Source organism: Nocardiopsis sediminis (genome assembly GCF_042650565.1).
GTDB lineage: Bacteria > Actinomycetota > Actinomycetes > Streptosporangiales > Streptosporangiaceae > Nocardiopsis_B > Nocardiopsis_B sediminis.
In genome coordinates, this window is record NZ_JBHSBH010000015.1 from 481,714 (window position 1) to 499,247 (window position 17,534).

The following is a 17,534-nucleotide window of genomic DNA, read 5'->3' on the forward strand; positions in this document are numbered from 1 at the left end:
CATTCCTGGCCCGGCGTCCCGCGCGCCCGGGACGTCCGGTCCGTGTCCGTGGCCTTTGGTCCCCGCCCCTTGCTCCCGGGAGACGACCCATGCTGATCCTGCTGCCGCCCTCCGAAGGCAAGGCCTCCGGGGGCGACGGCCCGCCACTGGACCTCGGTGCGCTGTCCCTGCCCGAGGTCACATCGGCGCGCCAGGCGGTGCTCGACGCGCTGGACGCCCTGTGCTCCGGGCCCGACGAGGCGGCGCGCACCGTATTGGGGCTGTCGCCCGGCCAGCAGGACGCCGTTGAGCGCGACCGCGCCCTGCGGGACGCGCCCACCCTGCCCGCGGCCGGGCTCTACACCGGGGTCCTTTACGACCACTTGAGGCTGCCGGCGCTGCTGGACGGCGCCACGGCGGCGGCCGCGGCCTCGTCGGTGCTGATCTTCTCCGGGCTGTGGGGGGTCGTCGGCCCCACCGATCCGCTGCCGCCCTACCGGCTGTCCATGGGCGTGCGGCTACCGCCGCTGGGTCCGCTCGGCGCATTCTGGCGCGGCCACCTGACCGACCTGCTCAGCAAGCGCGCCGACGGCGAGCTCGTAGTGGACTGCCGCTCGGCGACCTACGCGGCGGCGTTCAAGCCCGCGGGCGCGGTGGCCGAACGCACGGTATCCGTCCGGGTCGTACGCGAGACCACCGACGGCGCAACGGTCCGGCGCACCGTGGTCAGCCACATGGCCAAGGCCACCCGGGGCGCAATGGCCCACACCCTGCTCGCCACGGGCGCCTCCCCCACGACCCCGGCAGAGCTGGCGGAAGCCCTCAAGGACCTCGGCCACCCGGCCGAACTCACGCCACCCACGGCGAGGAACCGGCCCTACACCCTGACCGTGGTCGAGCGCTCCTGAGCCACACGGCCGGAAGGGCGTGCGGGGCAGCCGATCGGGGGCCGGTCCCCAGCCCCGTTAAGCGGGCCGACCGGCATAACGGCCCGGTCTCAGTGTTTTATCTCGGTCATACACAGGGGGCGGCATCATCGGTCGTGTCGGATGAACGATGTACGGAGCGACACACCGCCGCGGTGGTCCGCACGGGCTTCGCCACACTCGTGGGGGCGGCCGCGGTCGGCCGGTGACGTTGAGATGGGCCGGGCCGGCCTCCCTGGCACGTCGGTGGGACATGCCGGGCGACCGGCCCGGAAGCTCCGGACCGTGCGCGGACGGCGCCGCGCCGGACCGGGTTGGTACGGGTGTCAGTCCAGGTAGTCCCGGAGCACCTGCGAGCGCGACGGGTGCCGGAGTTTCGACATCGTCTTGCTCTCTATCTGGCGGATCCGTTCGCGGGTCACACCGTAGACCTTGCCGATCTCGTCCAGGGTCTTCGGCTGGCCGTCGGTGAGGCCGAACCGCATCGACACCACACCGGCCTCGCGCTCCGACAACGTGTCGAGCACCGAGTGCAGCTGCTCCTGGAGCAGGGTGAAGCTGACCGCCTCGCCCGGCTGGATCGCCTCGGAGTCCTCGATGAGGTCGCCGAACTCGCTGTCGCCGTCCTCGCCCAGCGGGGTGTGCAGGGAGATCGGCTCGCGGCCGTACTTCTGCACCTCGACGACCTTCTCAGGGGTCATGTCGAGTTCGCGGGCCAGCTCCTCCGGGGTGGGCTCGCGGCCCAGGTCCTGGAGCATCTGCCGCTGGACCCGCGCGAGCTTGTTGATCACCTCGACCATGTGCACCGGGATGCGGATGGTCCGCGCCTGGTCGGCCATGGCCCGGGTGATCGCCTGCCGGATCCACCAGGTGGCGTAGGTCGAGAACTTGAAGCCCTTGGTGTAGTCGAACTTCTCCACGGCGCGGATCAGACCGAGGTTGCCCTCCTGGATGAGGTCCAGGAACAGCATGCCGCGGCCGGTGTAGCGCTTGGCCAGCGACACCACCAGGCGCAGGTTGGCTTCGAGCAGGTGCTTCTTGGCGCGCCCGCCGTCCTCGGCGATCCACTCCAGCTCGTCGCGGAACTCCAGGGTGAGGGTGTCGCCGTCGTCGGCCAGCTTCTCCTCGGCGAACAGGCCGGCCTCGATCCGCTTGGCGAGCTCGACCTCCTGCTCGGCGTTGAGCAGCGCGACGTTGCCGATCTGCTTGAGGTAGTCCTTGACCGGGTCGGCGGTGGCGCCGGCGGCGACGACCTGGGCGGCCGGGGCGTCGTCGTCATCGTCGTAGAGGACGAACGCCTCGTCCTCGGAGGTGTTGGCGGCGGCCTTCTCGGGGACCCCCACGACCTCGGGCTTGACGCCGGAGCCGGCGATGGGGCCCTCGGGGACCGACGGCTTTTCGTCGGTGTCCTCGACCAGCTCCAGCTCGACACCGGGGTCTTCGAGGTCGTCGGGCGCCTCGACGAGGTCAAGGTCGGGCTCGTCGGCGGCCTCAAGGGCGGGGCCGTCCTGGTCGGGCACCTTCTCGACGGCCTTGCCGGCCTTCTTCTTGGTGGTCGCGGCGGCCTTCTTGGCCGCCTTGCGGGGGGCGGCGGGCTCCGCATTCGCGGGCGCGTCGTCGGCGGCGCGCCGCTGGGCGGTGGCGCCGCGCTTCTTCGTGGCGCTCCCGGCGGCGGCCGGGGCGGAGGCGACGACCGCGGTCACGGTGTCGGGCTGCTCCTGGGCGGCCGCGGCGGCGCGCTTGACCCGGGTCGTGGTGGTGGTCGCGGCGGCGGCCTTCTTCGGGGCCGCCGTCTTGCGGCGCGCGGACTTGCGGCGCGCGGGAGCGGACTCCTCGGCCCCCACCACAAGGGTCACGCCTTCCTTGGTCAGGCTGCGGAGCACTGCCTGGGCCTGCGACATCGGGATGTCGGCCTCTTCGAAGGCACGGCGCACGTCCTCGGGCTCAAGGTACCCCTGGGACCGCCCACGCTCGATCAGCTGCTGGATGACAGGCTCTTGCAGCGACTCCGGCTGCTTAGAGCGGGTCGAACTGGCAGGTGACACAAACACCTCTCGAACGGACGTGTGGCGAGATTGCTGGACCCGGCGGCCCGAAGAGCCACGAGGGAGAGCACCGCGCTCCCCTCGCTCCTGCCCGGGGCCATCCCCACCTGGACGGGGAAGCCGTTTTTTATTCAGCGTATGCGCCCTCTCTAGCGTGTGGGCACATCCGCCCAGTAAGATTTTCTCCGCGGGCCGCGCGGATCCAACCCCACCGTCGGGTCCTCGAATCCACCCCCCGCGTGCGCGGGGTTGATGGCTCCTCCACCTTAGGCAAAGTGTCGGACTTCTTCGTACGGGCTACTGCTCCGGTGCGGCCTCGGTCACCGGAAGATGGACGGCGAGCAGTGTGACATCGTCATCCTGCTCATACCCCTTGAGCATGCTCCCAACAAGGTACTTGAGCATGTGCTGTGGATCGCCCACCACCTCCGGCGACGCCTGTGACGCTACGGTGACCAACTCGTCGAGCCCCGAGGCGACGGCGCGCTTCCGGTTCTCAACAAGTCCATCGGAATACAGCACGACGGTGTTACCGGGTTGCACGAAAAATTTGTGGTGGCCCCGCTCCGACCGCACGCCCAGGGGCGTGTCGGGGTCGGTCTCCAGCAGCCAGGGCGCCGCGTTCTCCGAGACCACCAGGGGCGGCAGGTGCCCGGCGTTGCTCAGGTCGACCTGCCCGGTCTCGGGGTCGAGCACGAAATAGACCAGGGTGGTCACCTGGTCGGCACCCTCGGTGGCGTCGAACATGCGGTCGAGGCCGGTGAGGACATCGGCGGGCTCGGGCATGCTGAACGCGAGGGCGCGCAGGGCATTGCGCACCCGGCTCATCCCAGTGGCGGCCTTGATGCCCTTGCCCATGACGTCGCCGAGAACCCCGGCCACGCGGCCGTCGGGCAGCGGGAACGCGTCGTACCAGTCGCCGCCCACCTGCACGTTCTGGGTGCCCGAACGGTAGAACGCGCGCATCCGGATGCCCTTGACCTCGGGCAGGTCCTCGGGGAGCAGGCTCTTCTGGAGCGATTCGGCGGTGCGGTGCTCGCGCTCGAACAGCTTGGCGCGTTCGAGGGCGAGCGCGCACTGGCCGGCGAGGGCCTCCAGGAAGACCTTCTCCTCGTCGGAGATGTCGCGCGGCGAGGCGAAGGAGAACCGCAGCGCGCCGATCGGCAGCCCGGCGCTCAGCAGCGGCAGCGCCACCCACGCCTGTTCGTCGGTGTGCTTGAGGAACGTGACGACCTGCGGATCGTCGTCGAGGAGGGCCCGCAGCTCGAACGGGCTGCCGGCGATGAACGGCTTGCGCTCGCGCACCGCCATGGACATGGAGCTGGGGAAGTCCAGCCCGGACTCGGCCGGCTGCGCGCCGGGGACGCCCGACCCGCCGTCGTCGCCGAGCATGCGCAGGCGCAGGCGCTCGCGGTCGAGCTCGCCCAGCGCGGTGCGGTCGGCCCCGACGGCGGACTGGCCGATCTCCCACATGGCCTGCACGACTTCGTCGACGGTCAGCGCCTCGGCGAGGTCGGAGGTGGCCTTCTGCAACCGCACGGTGCGCAGCGCGGCCTCGCCCAGCTGCTGGGTGAGGCGCTGGCGCATGTCGTCGGCCTCGTGCTGGGTGGTGACGTCGGTGTGCGCGCCGACCCATTCGACGAGCTCGTCGCCGCGCATGATCGGGACGGCGCGCGACCGGTAGTAGCGGAAGTCACCCGACTGGGTGCGCACGCGGAAGACCTCGTCGAAGGCCGTGCGGTCGGCGACGGCGTCGGTCCAGGAGCGGGTGACCAGCTCCTGGTCGTCGGGGTGGGCGGCGGCCAGCCAGCCCAGGCCCAGGTACTGCTCGGTGGTCTGGCCGGTGATGGCGCGCCATTCGGGGCAGTCCTCGGAGACCGAGCCGTCGGCGCCGGCCGCCCAGACGATCTGGTTGGTGGCTGCGAGCAGGGACCGGTAGCGCTCTTCACTGCGCCGCAACGCCACCTCCGCCGTGTGTCTGTCGCTCAGGTCGATCGCGATGAGGGCCACGCCGTCGGCTCCGTCGCCTCGCGCCGGGAACCATGAGACGACCCAGTGGGCCGACTGCGGGCAGGAGGTGGGCAGGCTGACCAGGCGGCCCCCGGAGACCACGGTCTCGCCCCCGAGGACGGCCGCGATCGCCGCCTCGTGCGCCGCGGCGTCGTCGCACCCCAGCAGTTCAGCGGGGGTGCGCCCCCGGCATTCGTCCTCGGTGCGCCCGTAGACCGCGGCCAGGGTGCGGTTGATGCGCTGGAAGCGCGAGTGGGAATCGAGGAACGCGAACCCGATCGGTGCTTCCTTGAGGAGGGCCTCCAGCAGTGCGGAGTCCATGGAACCGAGTCCGGACATGCGAGGGAGCGGAACGGACGTCTCGGTGCTCAACAATGACACCTCCGGGGTCCTTTCCCCCGTTCGAGGGGGCTCGCTCGCGCGAGCGCCAGAAGCTTAACCAACATGGACCAGGGGGAATGGGAACCAGGGGGTTCCCCTTCCTGGCCCACCGTCGGCGATCGCACCAGTCGACTCCCTCGTGCCCGCGACGTGCTCGCCGCGTTCGGAGCCGGCGGAGGGCCTATGTGGCAACGGGGTCGGCCGTCGCCACCGCATCAGCATAGGCCACAACCGATCGGTCACGCCGAGTCGGTCGCAGCAGAAAGTCAGCGGCCATAGCGGAAGGTAAATACTACGACTTCACCCGCCCCCGCGGGGATACCCGAGCGCATTTCGGGTGCCCCTTTACCAAGATGTTGGACATCCCTCCGCCGAAATCCCGCGGGGCAGGCAACGCCTGTGCGTTACGGCCAATGTCCGGAAATGCGAACGCGTGGATCGAGCGCCGCATTTCCGCTGTTCATAGAGGTACGGTGTGATTTTCCTGCGGAGTTCCGGTCACGCTCCGCGATCGCCGCCCCGGCCGGGGCGGCCCGCGGTGCCGTCGGCCCGTAGGCGGCACGGCGCCGTCCGGCCTGCGCCACGATGACCGGGATGGCCGCGATCCGCCCTGGTTCGGGGGGCGGGTGCCTTAGGCTCTGTCGGGTGTCGGAACCTCCCCTCCCCCGGCGGCCGGACCCCACAGCCCTGCCGGACGCCGTGTTCACCGAGATGCTCCGCGCCACCCGCGCGCTGCTCGCCACGCGCAATCCCCTCGACGCCGAGCTCGGCGTCAGCGAGATGCTGGGGTCGTGGTGGGGGCGGCGCATGCCGGGCATGGACATCGAGCAGCGCCTCGCCGAAGGCCTCATCGCCCGCGCCGCCGGCGCGGGAACCCCGGCCGGGCTGGCCCTCCTCGCCGGGATCCGGATTCTGGGCATCTCCGAACGCCAGCGCGCACTGGCCGAAACAGGGGTGCATGAGCTCACGGAACGGGGCGTCCGCCGCCCCGCCTGGGCCGACTCCCTGGGCAGGGTCCACCCGGTCGCCGCCTACGTCTCCGGCAGCGGGTTCGCCGACACCGACGACATCATCTGTGTCTTCCGCTACACCGGCGGCGAGGACGACGGGGAAGGCGAAGGAGAAGAGGACGAGGACGGCACCGAGCACGCCCTCATCGCGGTGGTCGACCACAACAGCGGCGGGATCCTGCGCGACGCCTGGGTGACCACCAAGGTCGACCGGCTGCTGGAGCACTGCCGCAGCGCGGCCGCGGGCGGCGACCCCATGGCCACCTTCACCCCCTTGCGCCCGGCGCGCGCCCGCGGGCTCCTGGAGGACGCGCTGCGCCGCACCGACCTGGCACTCGACGGGGCCGGGGAACGGCCCTCGGCCGCCGGGCCGGACAGCCCCGGCCTGATCAGCGGTTCCCTCGCCGCCCACCACGCCCTGCTGCGCGCCCGGGTGCGGGCCCTGCCGCGCCCCTCCACCCGCGCCCCGCTGCGCCCGGTGTGGCGCCGCGACCGCCGGGCCACGCTGGCCGCCAGGTTCCTGGCCTCCGACGCCGCCGCGGAGCTGTCGGACTCCTACGCCGCGAGCCGCTGCGTGGACCACATCATCGCCTACGGCTGCGACGTCGACGGCGGGCGCCCGATGCGGGTCAGCCCGCGCAAGGTCGAGGCGTTCCTGCTGACCTGGCTGCCGCGCCGGCTGATCCTGCTGCCCGAGGAGCAGGAGGCCATGCCGCACGTCCTGGCCGCCTGGATCCGCTGGGCCGGTCCCCGCACGGGGCTGCCGGAGGTCGCCGTGGGCGCCACGCTCGACGCGCTCTGGGAGGCGACGTCGGCGTTCACCACCTCCTACCTGGACCTCGCCGCGTCGTTCGGGCTGCGCCAGGAGGTGATCCGGCGGCTGCTGCCCGACGGCGACCTGTCGGCGCTGCCCCGGCGCATGTTCGCGTTCCCGCTGCTCACCAGCGACCTGCTGGAGGAGTCGGCCGCGGAGTTCGACCCCGGCACGCCCGAAGGCCGGCGCGCGCTGCTGCGGCTGGACCACTTCGGCGAGTACGACGCGCCCGTGACCCACCGCGGCAAGCACTCCGCACAGCAGGACGCCCCCGACGCCGACCCCGACGCCCGCGCCGACGACCCGGCCGCCGAAGAGGAGCTGGCCGCCCACGAGCGCCTGGCCGAGCGGCTGTGGCACGGCGACCCGCCCGCCCTGTGGAGCGCGGCCGAGCGGTTGCTCGACCGCGGCCACAGCCGCCCTGAGGTACTGCGGATCCTGCTCGACACCGTCGCCGCCGCCGAATCCGGCGGCGATGAGCCTGAGAAGCGCCTCGAAGGCCTGTGACCCCCGCGGCGGGGCCGGCCGGCCCCGCGCCCCCGCCCCCTGCGTCTCAGGCGGTGCGGGCGCGGGCGCGCAGGGCCGGGATCTGCTCGCTCGCCTCCTTGACGTCCTTGACCGTGTCGACCCCGCGCCAGAAGCCGTCGATCCGGTAGCCGAACAGCCGGCCCTCGGCGGCGAGGTCGGGGAAGGTGCTGGACTCGTGGTCGCCCTTGACCGGCAGCAGCTCGGTGGCGGCCCGTTCGAAGATGTAGACGCCCGCGTTGATCCAGAACGGGAGCATCGGGCTCTGCGTGAACCCCTCGATCGTGCCGTCGTCGGTGACGTCGACGATCCCCCAGCTGGTCTGGTACTGGGCCAGCGCGAGGGTGACCAGGCCGCCCTTCTCGCGGTGGTAGGCGGCGAACTCGTCCAGCGGGAACCAGGTGAGCACGTCGCCGTTGAGCGCGAAGTAGGGGTCGCCGGAGGGGCGCAGCCCCGATGCCGCGTAGCGCAGCGCGCCGCCCCGCCCCAGGGGCTCGTCCTCGACCAGCAGGGTGATCTCGGGCCCGTCGCCGCGCGCCGCGATGTGGTCGCGCAGTACCTCCGCCTTGTAGCCGCAGGAGACCACGACGTGGTCGACCCCGTGCCCGGCGAGCCATTCGAGCTGGTAGTCGATGATCGGCCGGTCGGCGACCTCGACCATCGCCTTGGGCCGGGTGTCGGTGTAGGGGCGCAGCCGGGTCGCCTGGCCTCCGGCCAGGATGACGGCCTGGCGGATGGGGGCGTTGGATCCACTCATGCGCCGGACATTAGCAGGGCGCGGCGGGAGCACGAAGGGGCGTGGCCGCGCCAGGGGGCGCGGGGGAACACGGCGCGGCGAGCCGACGAACGAGCGCAGGCGGCGCCGCCCCCGGCCGCAGGCCCTCACGCGGGGCCGTCGGAGCAGAGAGAGGAGGAGAGCGCGCCCAATGTCACAGCCCGTGTCGGCCGGGTTGGCCCGGGCCGCTCAGCGCTGGGTGACCTCGGAGTAGGCCTGGCGGACGTCGTCGCTGGTGACCACGGTCAGCTCGGCCGCTGTGGCGGCCTCGCCCAGCTCCTCGGCCACCCGCAGGTCGCGGTAGGAGCACGCCTTCTCGAAGAGCGACCGGGCGAAGCGGCCGTTGCCCAGCTCGTCGATCCAGCCCGCCTCGCACACGTAGCCGAAGATGCGGGTGAGGTCCTCGCGGGCGGTGGGGTCGAACGCGTCGCCCGTGCGCCCGGCCACCACCTCGGCGATCTCGGTCAGCTGGCCGGGCGTGTAGCTGGGGAACCCCACCCGGACGTTGAAGCGCGACGACAGGCCGGCGTTGCTCGACAGGAAGCGCTCCATCTCGGCGGGGTAGCCGGCGAGCACGATCACCAGCCGGGAGCGGTCGTCCTCGGCGCGCTTGAGCAGGGTCTGGATGGCCTCGGCGCCGAACGCGTCGCCGCCGCTGTAGCCCGGGTTGGCCAGGGCGTAGGCCTCGTCGATGAAGAGCACCCCGCCCAGGGCGCGGTCGACCAGCTTGCCGGTCTTGATCGCGGTCGCGCCCAGGTGTTCGCCCACGAGGTCCGAGCGCTGCGCCTCGACCACCTCGGACCGGTTGAGCAGCCCCAGGGCGGCGAAGACCCGGCCGAGGATCCGCGCCACCGACGTCTTGCCCGTGCCGGGCGGGCCGGAGAAGACGAAGTGGCGCATCGGGGGCTGATTGCGCAGCCCCTGCTCCTCGCGCAGCTTGGCCACCTGTAACTGGGCCACGATCGAGCGCACCTGGCGTTTGACGGGTTCCAGCCCGATCAGCGCGTCGAGCTCGGCCAGGGCCTCGTCGACATCGGGGGTCTCGCCGAAGCCGGGCAGGCGCGCGGTGAGCCCGTCGTAGGCGGTGGCGATGTCGGCGGTGCGGACCGTGATCAGGTCCTCGGCGCCGGGGGGCCGCCCCGCCTCGCCGGTGGTCACCACGCGCACGTCGCGGGACTCGGCGGCCTTCTCGACCAGCGAGCGCGCGAAGCGGCCGTTGCCCAGGTCGTCGATGACCCCCCGCTGCACGGCCTGGTCCAGGCGGCGGCGCAGCGCGGGCCGCGCCTCGGGGTCGAGGAGGTCGCCGCGCTGCTCGAAGAGCGATTCCGCGATGCGCAGCAGCTCGTCGGCGGTGTAACTGGGGAAGGTGACCCGGGTGGCGAACCGCGAGGCCAGGCCGGGGTTGGAGGCGAGGAAGCGGTCCATCTCGCCTTCGTAGCCGGCCAGGATGACCACCAGCCGGTCGCGGTCGTCCTCGGCGCGCTTGAGCAGGGTCTGCACGGCTTCGTTGCCGAAGCGGTCGGGCTGGCCGTCGCCCTCGTTGACCAGGGAGTACGCCTCGTCGATGAAGAGCACCCCGCCCAGGGCGCGGTCGACCAGCTCGTTGGTCTTGATCGCGGTCGCGCCCAGGTACTCGCCCACCAGGTCGGCGCGCTGGGCCTCGACCACGCGCGGGGTGGGCAGCAGGCCGAAGGAGTGGAAGATCGTCGCCAGGGTGCGGGCCACGCTGGTCTTGCCGGTCCCGGGCGGGCCGGAGAACACCAGGTGGCGCAGCGGCTTGTCGACCGAGTAGCCGGCGTCGGCGCGCAGCCGGGCCGCCTCGATCGACGCCGCGATGGCGCGGACCTGCTGCTTGACCGGGTCGAGCCCGATCATGTCCTCCAGGCCGGCCAGCGCTTCGTCGACGGGGATGGGCGGGGTGTCGTCGGTGTCGGCGGGCGCCGCCGGGCGCGGACCGGTGCCGCCCTCGGTGGCGCGCCGCCCGGCGCGCGCGGCTGCGGGGGCGGGGCGTCCGGAGTGGCCGGAGCGGCCGGGCGGGGGCGCCCCGATCTCCTGGAGGCTGCGGCGCAGCCGGTAGCCGGCCACATAGCGCCAGCCCAGCGCCGCTGCGGCGCCCAGCGCACAGCAGGTGATGCCCAGCGCGGGCGGGGCCGACCCGGTGAGCATCCCGGCGAGCGCGACGGCCAGGCCGACGATGAGCCCCACCAGCAGGGCGAGCAGGGTGGTGTGCCAGACGGGGAAGTCGGGGATGCGCGACGCGGCCAGCGCGACGAGCAGCGGCAGCAGGGGCAGGAACAGCAGGACGGAGAAGTCGGCGACCGCCAGCGGGATCTGGAAGAGGGTGTAGGCGAGGATCAGCCAGACGATGCCGACCAGGGTGGTGGCCACGGCGTCGGAGGAGCGCATGAGCGCGGCGAAGACCGCGAGAACGGCGACCGTGACGGCCACCGCGGGCAGGACCGGCGTGCCGGCGATCCACGCGGCCGCGGCCACGAGGGTGACGGCGCCGACCCCGGCCAGCAGGCGGCTACGCGCCGGCTGGGCGTGGTAGACGGCGCGTACCCGGGTGAGCGCCGGGGTGCCCTCAGGTCTGCCGGTGATCCGGGACCGGTCGTCGCGCGGCATCCCAGCCCCTTCCGTGTCGTCCCCAGTCGTCCGGCTCCGATGGTGGTGCGGCCACGATCGCCTGCACTCCTTTGTACCGCCGGGTGCCGCGACCTAAGCGGGCCGCGGCGGAGATCCCATGTTCCGCCGGGTGCCGCGACCCGAGCGGGCCGCGGCGGAGATCCTATATTGCCGCCAATCCGGCGGCTTTCCTACGCCGTTGTGCCCGCAATGGGCGCGCGTGTCGCCCGCCGGCGGGGCGGTCCGCGGCCTAGATCAGGGGCAGCTGGCCGCCCGGGTGCGGGCGCGGGCGCCGCAAATGCCGCCATTTGGGCAGGTCGTCCAGGTAGGACCAGGTCATCCGGTGGTGCGGGGTGGGCCCGTGCTGCGCGAGTGCCGCACGGTGCACGGGCGACGGGTAGCCGGCACCGGTGTCGAACCCGTATCCGGGGAACTCCGGGTCGAGTCCGGCCATGTAGGCGTCGCGGTGCACCTTCGCCAGCACCGACGCCGCGGCAACGGTCACACACGACAGGTCGGCCTGGACCTGGGTGCGCACCCGCCAGGGCCGGCCGAGGTAGTCGTGCTTGCCGTCGAGGATGACGGCGTCGGGGCGGGCGCTCAGCCCCGCCAGAGCGCGTCCGGCAGCCCGCCGCAGCGCCTCGGTCATGCCGTGCTCGTCGATCTCCGCGGGCCCGGCCTCGCCGAAGGCGTGGTCGCGCACCCAGGGGCGGAGCAGGTCGCCCATCGCCACGCGGCGCGTGGGGGTGAGCTTCTTGGAGTCGGTCAGGCCCTCGGGGGGTTCGGAGCCGTCGGTGACGGCGGCGCAGACCACGACGGGCCCGGCCCAGGCACCCCGGCCGACCTCGTCGACCCCTGCGATGAGGGACGCGCCGGCCGCGGACAGCTCGTGCTCCAGCTCGTAGCTGGGCGGTGTGATGGAGGGGGAGACGGCCACGCCCACAGCTTAGGGCGTCGCCGCCACGCGACCGGCTCCCGCCCGGCCAGCCGCACGGCGCCGGTCCGCGGAAACGCCGCCCCGGACCGCCCCACCAGGCCGTTTTCGGACGTCCGGACCGTGTTTTCCGACCGCTCCCCGTGTGGCACACCGCCCCGCCATGTCACATTCGGTAGTTTCCGCATGACTCCACGGCGCGGGTCGGCGGAGATCGGACCCCCGTCCGGCCGAAGCGGGGATTCCGGGCACACGCCGGCCTCACCGCTCGCCAGGGGTCCGGTTCCTCCCTGGCCGGACGGCCCGGGCATCTCGGATGGGAAAGGTGGTCACAGGTGAAGCGGCGCTGGGACACCGCTCGCGGAGGCCTGTACGACCTGGCGGCGCTCGCGGTGCGGCTCGGGGTGGGCTGGCTGTTCACCGAGCACGCCTGGCGGATCCTGCGCGGCGGGGCGCCCGCACCGCCCGCGGCGGGCCCCGTCACGCCCGAGGTCTGGGCCTGCGCCGAGGCGGCCGGGGCGGCGGCCTTCGCCCTCGGGTTCTTCGGCCCCGCAGCGGGGGCGCTGCTCGCGTTCATGGCCCTGGGCGGCGCCGGTCCGGCCGCGGCCGATGCCCCGGCGGCGCTCACCGGCGGCTCCCCCGCACTCCTCGCGGTGGTGGTCGCGGCGTGCCTCGCGGCCGCCGTGCGACCGGGCCGGCTGGCGCTGGACCGCGTGGTGCCGCACCGGCGCCCGGCCGCCCGGGGGGAGCGCGCCCGCATCCGGGTTCCGGAAAGGGCCGACACATCCCCGCGACGGCCCGAAGAAGCGCCGCCACTCCCCTATCCTGAAGGCCGGGCCGCGTTCGAGCGCCCGTCGCATACTTAACGCCGCCGCCAACGGACCTGGTTCCACCGCCGGCTGCGCCTTTCATCTCAATACAGTGGGGGAGACACTGGCATGTCCGCCGCCGAGGACAATTCGGTCGCGAAACTGATCGAGATCGCGCACCGGCCCACCATGGGGCAGCGGATGATCTCCTGGGCGTCGCGGCCACCCGGGCGCCTCTACATCCCGGCCTGCACGGTCGTGGGCCTGATCCTGCTCTATGAGGACAGCGTCCCAGGCGGCCACCTGCCGAGCCTGCTGCTGGGCGTGGGCGGCGGCGGGCTGCTGGCCGCCATGGGGGCGCTGCGGCTGGGGATCGCGCTGTCGATCGCCCGGCCCATGATCCGCTACTACTGGCTGCGCTGGGTCTCGGCGCCCCTCATCGCCCTCACCGCCATCGTGCTGTCGGTGGCCGACACCCCGCTCCAGACCCGGGTCGACGCTTCCACCGACGCCCTGCTGGAGGTCCGCGGCGCCGCGGCACGGTCCGCCACCGTCCGGATGGACGGCGCGTGGGCGGGGCTGTACCCGCTGGAGGCGGTGTCGGTGTCCGAGGGCATCACCCGCTACACGGTGCGGGGCGCGGGGCTGTTCAACCACTCGGGGCTGGCCTACAGCGCCGAACCGCTGCCCACCGACGAGTTCCTGGCCGGGCACGGCGGCGTGGTCTACGAGCACATCTCGGGCGACTGGTACTCCTGGAGCGAGTACTAGCCCGCCCGCCTTTCCCCCGAGGAACTTTCCCCTAACCCCGCCTTTATCCGGGGCGGGTAGACAGAGTGCGTGGCGGCATTCCACGACCTCTCCCTCGATGAACGGGAACCGGATATGAGTGAGTTCATGACCACGCTGCACCTGCGCATCTACGATGCCGTGCGCGCCCTGCGCCGCGCGCACGCGCGCGGCGACGAGGACCTCTGCCTGGTGCAGGCCGGGGAGATCGGGGACCTGGTCGAGATCGCCGCCCGGCACGGGGTCGACCTCGACAGCGGATACCGGGAGCTCGTGCACGCCGCGTGAGCGCGAACAGTCGCGCGGGGCACGGCGCGCGCCCTTGCCCCCTCCCCCGGATTTCCGGGCGGGACCGGGTCCGCTTTCCCACCCCGTGACCGATTCGGTCCGAGTCAGAACGAATCGGACGGGACGGCGGAAACACCAGCCGCACACCACGCAAAAGAAGGGGGAGGCCACCCGGCCTCCCCCTTCTCATTTCCGCGAAGCGTCAGCGACGCCCGTAGCCCTCGCCCTGCTGGAACTGGCGGCGCATCTCCTCCTGCTGCTCCTGTGCGAACTGCTCGGCCATCTGCTGCTGGCGCCCGGCCGCCGCGGCGACCGACCCCTGCGCCTGCTGGAACGCGCCGCCGACGGCCTCCGCCACCTGCTCGCCCGCCGCGACCGCGCCCAGTGGCGACCGGCCGCCCCCGGAGCGCCGCCCGATCTCGGGCAGCAGCTGGGCGAGCAGCAGCGTCGACAGCGCCGAGGAGTCGCCGCCGCCCTCGGTGCGCACGACCACCGGCTGCGGCGCGCGCTCGGCGAGCGTGGCGCCCACGTCCAGCCGCCTGCGGGCCAGCTCGTACTGGAGCACGGCCCGGTTGTCGCGGTAGGAGGTGGCCAGCCGGCGCTGCGCCTTGGCCTCGTTCTGCGCCGCCACCAGGTCGGCCCGGCCCCGGGTCTCGATCTCGTAGCGGACGCGCTGGGCCTCGGTCTCCTGCTCCTCCAGCATCTGCGCGACGTCCTTGCGGGCCTTGTTCAGCGCGGCGTTGACCTCAACGATCTTGGCGTCGCGGGTCTTCTTCGACCGCTCGATGTCCATGAGCAGCGTGTCGATGCGCCGCTTGCGGGTCAGCTCCCACTCCTGCTCGTAGGCGACGAGCTCCTTGGCGACGCGCTCGCGGGTGGCCAGGTGCTGCTGGTACTGGTTGGGCAGCTGGACGTCGGGGATGTTGCACCCCATGATCCGCACACCGTAGCGGCTGAGCTGGCGGTTGAGGAGGTCCTGCATGTCGGCCACATCGGATCCGCGCAGGTCATAGGCGCTCTCGGTGCGCACCCGCCGGCTGCGCTGGCGGATGGCGTCCTGCACCGCGTTGGACAGCACCAGGTCGAAGTTGCTGGCGCCGATCGTGCGGACGAACGCGATCGCGTCGGTGATCCGGAACTTCAGGAAGAACTCGATCGACTTCAGCGGCACGTTCTCGTGCGTGGGGCAGGCCAGGACGGGTGCGGTGTAGGGGATCTCGGTCGATATGTCGACGACGAAGTCCACCCGCGACCACGGGTGCCACAGGTAGTGGCGGCCGGGGTCGAGCTGGCCGACGACCGCCCCGTACTTGGTGAGCACCCCGACCGTGCCCTGCTCGATCTCCACGATGGAGGAGCGCCACCACCACAGCAGGCCCAGGAGCAGCGACACCAGCGCGAGGAGGAGGACGGGCAGAGCGGCCCAGCCCAGGTAGACGGCGTCTCCCGCGATGGCCAGGATCAGCGCGGTGGTGAGGCAGTAGACGGCGAACCAGACCGGGAAGGTCCACTTCAGGCCGCGGCTGTCGCGGGGGATGACCACGGGGACCAGGGCCCCCTGGTCGCCGCCGCGCAGCAGGCGCGCGATGTCGTTCCAGGAGGAGACCGCCTCCTTGATGCTGGACCCGTTGCGGCCCCGCTCGGGCGTGCTCACTGCTGACCTCCCTCATACGGAGCGGACGGGCCGGTGCCGCCGGGGGAACCCCAGGGCGGCGCCGGCGGCGCGGGCTGTGCGGGCGCGGGGGCCGGGGGCTCCTCTGCGGCGGAGGCCTCCAGGCGGTGGCCGACGGCCTCGTCGGCGACCGACCGGCGGATCTCCTCGACCCGGTCGGCGCCGGGGACCTCCTGGTCGGCGGGGTCCGGCGCCTCGACCGTGCTCTGCTCCTCGGTGAGCAGGTCGCTGATCTCGGCCTCGCGCTCGGCGATGCGGGCGGCGATGTCCTGGAGCCGGGTGCGGATGGCCGCCATGTCGTCGTCGGAGAACAGCACGGCTTCGGTCTCGCCGATGATGCCCTGCGCGATGCGCAGGAAGTTCACGCTGCTCTCGTCGGCGCCGCCGATGTGCAGCACCTGCGGCAGGCTCTCGGCCACGCCCTCCAGCTTGTCCAGCAGGTCCTGCTGGTAGCGGTAGTTGAGGATCTCGGGCGCCTCGGCCGCGCTGACAGCGCGGATGTCCAGGGCCTGGGCCTCCAGCAGCGCCGCGTTGGCGTTGGCGGTGCTCTCGGCCTCGACGAACCGCTGCCGGGCCAGGGCGCGGGCGCGGTTGGTCTCGCGCTCCAGTGCGGTGTCCATCTGGGCCTGGTACTGGGCGATATCGGCCTGGATCGCCGACAGCGTCTCGTTGAGCGAGGCGAGCTCCTTGTTCAGGTCGCCCTCGTTCTGCTCCTTGCGGAGCTGGAGCTCGTACTCGTAGGTGTAGGCCTCCTTGGCGACCCGCACCATCTCCGGCGCCGCCAGGTCCATCCGGTACTCCTGGCTGGAGGGCTCGGCGTGGGTGATGTTGGCGTTGGTCAGCCGCACCGCCGGCAGGAACTGCTGGTTGAGCTGCTCCAGCAGGCGGGCGGTGTTCTCGCCCACCATGTCGTAGATCTCCGACGCCTGCTGGTCGTAGATGAGGCTGCGGGTGGTCTCGCTGATGGCGTTGTTCAGCTTCTCCTGGAAGCCCTGGACGGCGCCGAGGACGAAGATGAACTGCTCCGGGTCCTCGATCTTGAACTGCACGAACAGGTCGATGGACGCCTTGACCCCGCTCTTGGTCGGCGCCTCGCGGATGGGCGCGTTGAACGGGTACTCGCGCTGGGTGTTGACGATGTAGGAGACCCGCTTCCAGGGGTTGAAGAGGGTGACCCGGCCGGGGCCGACGATCTGCTCCAGCTTGCCGAACTTGGTGATCAGGGCGGCGCAGCCGTCGGGCACCATCACCAGGCCCTGGCGCCACCACATGAACGCCGCGACGCCGATGACGATGATCCAGTAGTGCACGCCGAAGAACGGGTTGAGCAGCGCGCCGGTGAAGGCGGACAGCGGCAGGGTGACCAGCTGTCCGACCACGCCGAGGACCACGAGGGCGATCACCGGGAGCATGGCCCCGAACGTGCGCCCGCGGGGGATCACCATCGGGCAGATGACGTGGACCGGGCCGCTCTTGCTCCGCTCGAAGGAGCTGCTGTTCAGCGCCTCGCCCGCGTTGCTGAGCGACGACGTCTGCTGCTCGATGCGGGTACCGACCGAGGAGCCCTGGTCACGGGCGGCCAGGAAGTCGCCCGGATCGAGGCCGGCGCCTTCCACGGCCTCACCGAGCGCGTTGGACACGGCCTCCCGTGGATCGCCCCCTTGGGCGATCGAGCCGGCGGCCCCGCGCACCGTCTGCGCGAAGGACATAGGGAATCGACTCCTTGCTGGTCGCGGTGATCGCGGAATGCGAATACGACGCGAACGCGCCCCGCGCGGTTCCGTCGATCCTGGTCAGAAGTGGTCGCATCTTCCCACACCAGGACACATCAACCGGGAACAGGAGACGACCCCCACCCATCGATCCAGCGGCCGGACCACCACCCGGCCAGGGCGTGGCGGCACGACCCCCGACGTCTCGGATACCCGCGCTGAACTGCGAATCCACGCGCC

At 72.3% G+C, this 17,534-nt stretch carries 12 protein-coding genes; 5 read left to right on the forward strand and 7 right to left on the reverse strand.

What is annotated here, in order from left to right:
* Positions 1-89 precede the first annotated feature (89 nt).
* Positions 90-887, forward strand: coding sequence for a peroxide stress protein YaaA (yaaA, locus tag ACFOVU_RS24700; protein WP_378537402.1), 798 nt, complete (start codon positions 90-92; stop codon positions 885-887).
* A gap of 344 nt (positions 888-1,231) precedes the next feature.
* Here the strand turns inward: yaaA and ACFOVU_RS24705 are convergent, their stop codons facing one another.
* The gene (locus ACFOVU_RS24705; RefSeq protein ID WP_378538203.1) at positions 1,232-2,893 is read right to left on the reverse strand and encodes an RNA polymerase sigma factor; all 1,662 of its coding nucleotides are present in this window, start codon (positions 2,891-2,893) and stop codon (positions 1,232-1,234) included.
* Between the two features lie 354 nt (positions 2,894-3,247).
* Positions 3,248-5,299 (reverse strand): SpoIIE family protein phosphatase, encoded by a 2,052-nt coding sequence (locus ACFOVU_RS24710; protein WP_378537404.1) that lies wholly within the window; start codon positions 5,297-5,299, stop codon positions 3,248-3,250.
* Between the two features lie 753 nt (positions 5,300-6,052).
* On the opposite strand from ACFOVU_RS24710, the gene ACFOVU_RS24715 reads away from it, so the two are divergent.
* Positions 6,053-7,672: a hypothetical protein gene (locus ACFOVU_RS24715; RefSeq protein ID WP_378538204.1), complete on the forward strand. Its 1,620-nt coding sequence runs from the start codon at positions 6,053-6,055 to the stop codon at positions 7,670-7,672.
* Between the two features lie 46 nt (positions 7,673-7,718).
* Here the strand turns inward: ACFOVU_RS24715 and ACFOVU_RS24720 are convergent, their stop codons facing one another.
* From ACFOVU_RS24720 to ACFOVU_RS24730, 3 genes are all read right to left on the reverse strand, one after another.
* Positions 7,719-8,447 (reverse strand): nucleotidyltransferase family protein, encoded by a 729-nt coding sequence (locus ACFOVU_RS24720; protein WP_378537405.1) that lies wholly within the window; start codon positions 8,445-8,447, stop codon positions 7,719-7,721.
* A gap of 207 nt (positions 8,448-8,654) precedes the next feature.
* Positions 8,655-11,090 (reverse strand): AAA family ATPase, encoded by a 2,436-nt coding sequence (locus ACFOVU_RS24725; RefSeq protein ID WP_378537406.1) that lies wholly within the window; start codon positions 11,088-11,090, stop codon positions 8,655-8,657.
* 250 nt (positions 11,091-11,340) lie between these two features.
* Entirely contained in the window at positions 11,341-12,027 is a 687-nt protein-coding gene (locus ACFOVU_RS24730; RefSeq protein WP_378537408.1) for a ribonuclease HII, read from the reverse strand.
* A 332-nt stretch (positions 12,028-12,359) separates the two neighbouring features.
* On the opposite strand from ACFOVU_RS24730, the gene ACFOVU_RS24735 reads away from it, so the two are divergent.
* From ACFOVU_RS24735 to ACFOVU_RS24745, 3 genes are all read left to right on the forward strand, one after another.
* Complete coding sequence (locus ACFOVU_RS24735) at positions 12,360-12,890, forward strand: histidine kinase (RefSeq protein ID WP_378537410.1); 531 nt, start codon at positions 12,360-12,362, stop codon at positions 12,888-12,890.
* A gap of 72 nt (positions 12,891-12,962) precedes the next feature.
* A complete protein-coding gene (locus tag ACFOVU_RS24740) occupies positions 12,963-13,604 on the forward strand; it encodes a hypothetical protein (protein WP_378537412.1) in 642 nt (213 codons plus the stop codon).
* 114 nt (positions 13,605-13,718) lie between these two features.
* A complete protein-coding gene (locus ACFOVU_RS24745; RefSeq protein WP_378537414.1) occupies positions 13,719-13,910 on the forward strand; it encodes a hypothetical protein in 192 nt (63 codons plus the stop codon).
* A 202-nt stretch (positions 13,911-14,112) separates the two neighbouring features.
* On the opposite strand, the gene ACFOVU_RS24750 is transcribed toward ACFOVU_RS24745, so the two are convergent.
* Positions 14,113-15,564 carry an SPFH domain-containing protein gene (locus ACFOVU_RS24750; protein ID WP_378537415.1) on the reverse strand — a complete coding sequence of 484 codons (1,452 nt, stop codon included), beginning with the start codon at positions 15,562-15,564 and terminating at the stop codon, positions 14,113-14,115.
* Positions 15,561-17,291, reverse strand: a complete 1,731-nt coding sequence (locus tag ACFOVU_RS24755) for an SPFH domain-containing protein (protein WP_378537416.1) — start codon at positions 17,289-17,291, stop codon at positions 15,561-15,563. Before ACFOVU_RS24755 ends, ACFOVU_RS24750 begins: the two co-directional genes overlap by 4 nt.
* Positions 17,292-17,534 lie beyond the last annotated feature (243 nt).

Bases quoted from the DNA above. Each gene is read 5' to 3' on its own strand.
- ACFOVU_RS24755 (WP_378537416.1), bottom strand. From the start codon at position 17,291: ATGTCCTTCGCGCAGACGGTGCGCGGGGCCGCCGGCTCGATCGCCCAA.
- ACFOVU_RS24720 (WP_378537405.1), bottom strand. From the start codon at position 8,447: ATGAGTGGATCCAACGCCCCCATCCGCCAGGCCGTCATCCTGGCCGGA.
- ACFOVU_RS24715 (WP_378538204.1), top strand. From the start codon at position 6,053: ATGCTCCGCGCCACCCGCGCGCTGCTCGCCACGCGCAATCCCCTCGAC.
- ACFOVU_RS24725 (WP_378537406.1), bottom strand. From the start codon at position 11,090: ATGCCGCGCGACGACCGGTCCCGGATCACCGGCAGACCTGAGGGCACC.
- ACFOVU_RS24710 (WP_378537404.1), bottom strand. From the start codon at position 5,299: ATGTCCGGACTCGGTTCCATGGACTCCGCACTGCTGGAGGCCCTCCTC.
- yaaA (WP_378537402.1), top strand. From the start codon at position 90: ATGCTGATCCTGCTGCCGCCCTCCGAAGGCAAGGCCTCCGGGGGCGAC.
- ACFOVU_RS24745 (WP_378537414.1), top strand. From the start codon at position 13,719: ATGAGTGAGTTCATGACCACGCTGCACCTGCGCATCTACGATGCCGTG.
- ACFOVU_RS24740 (WP_378537412.1), top strand. From the start codon at position 12,963: ATGTCCGCCGCCGAGGACAATTCGGTCGCGAAACTGATCGAGATCGCG.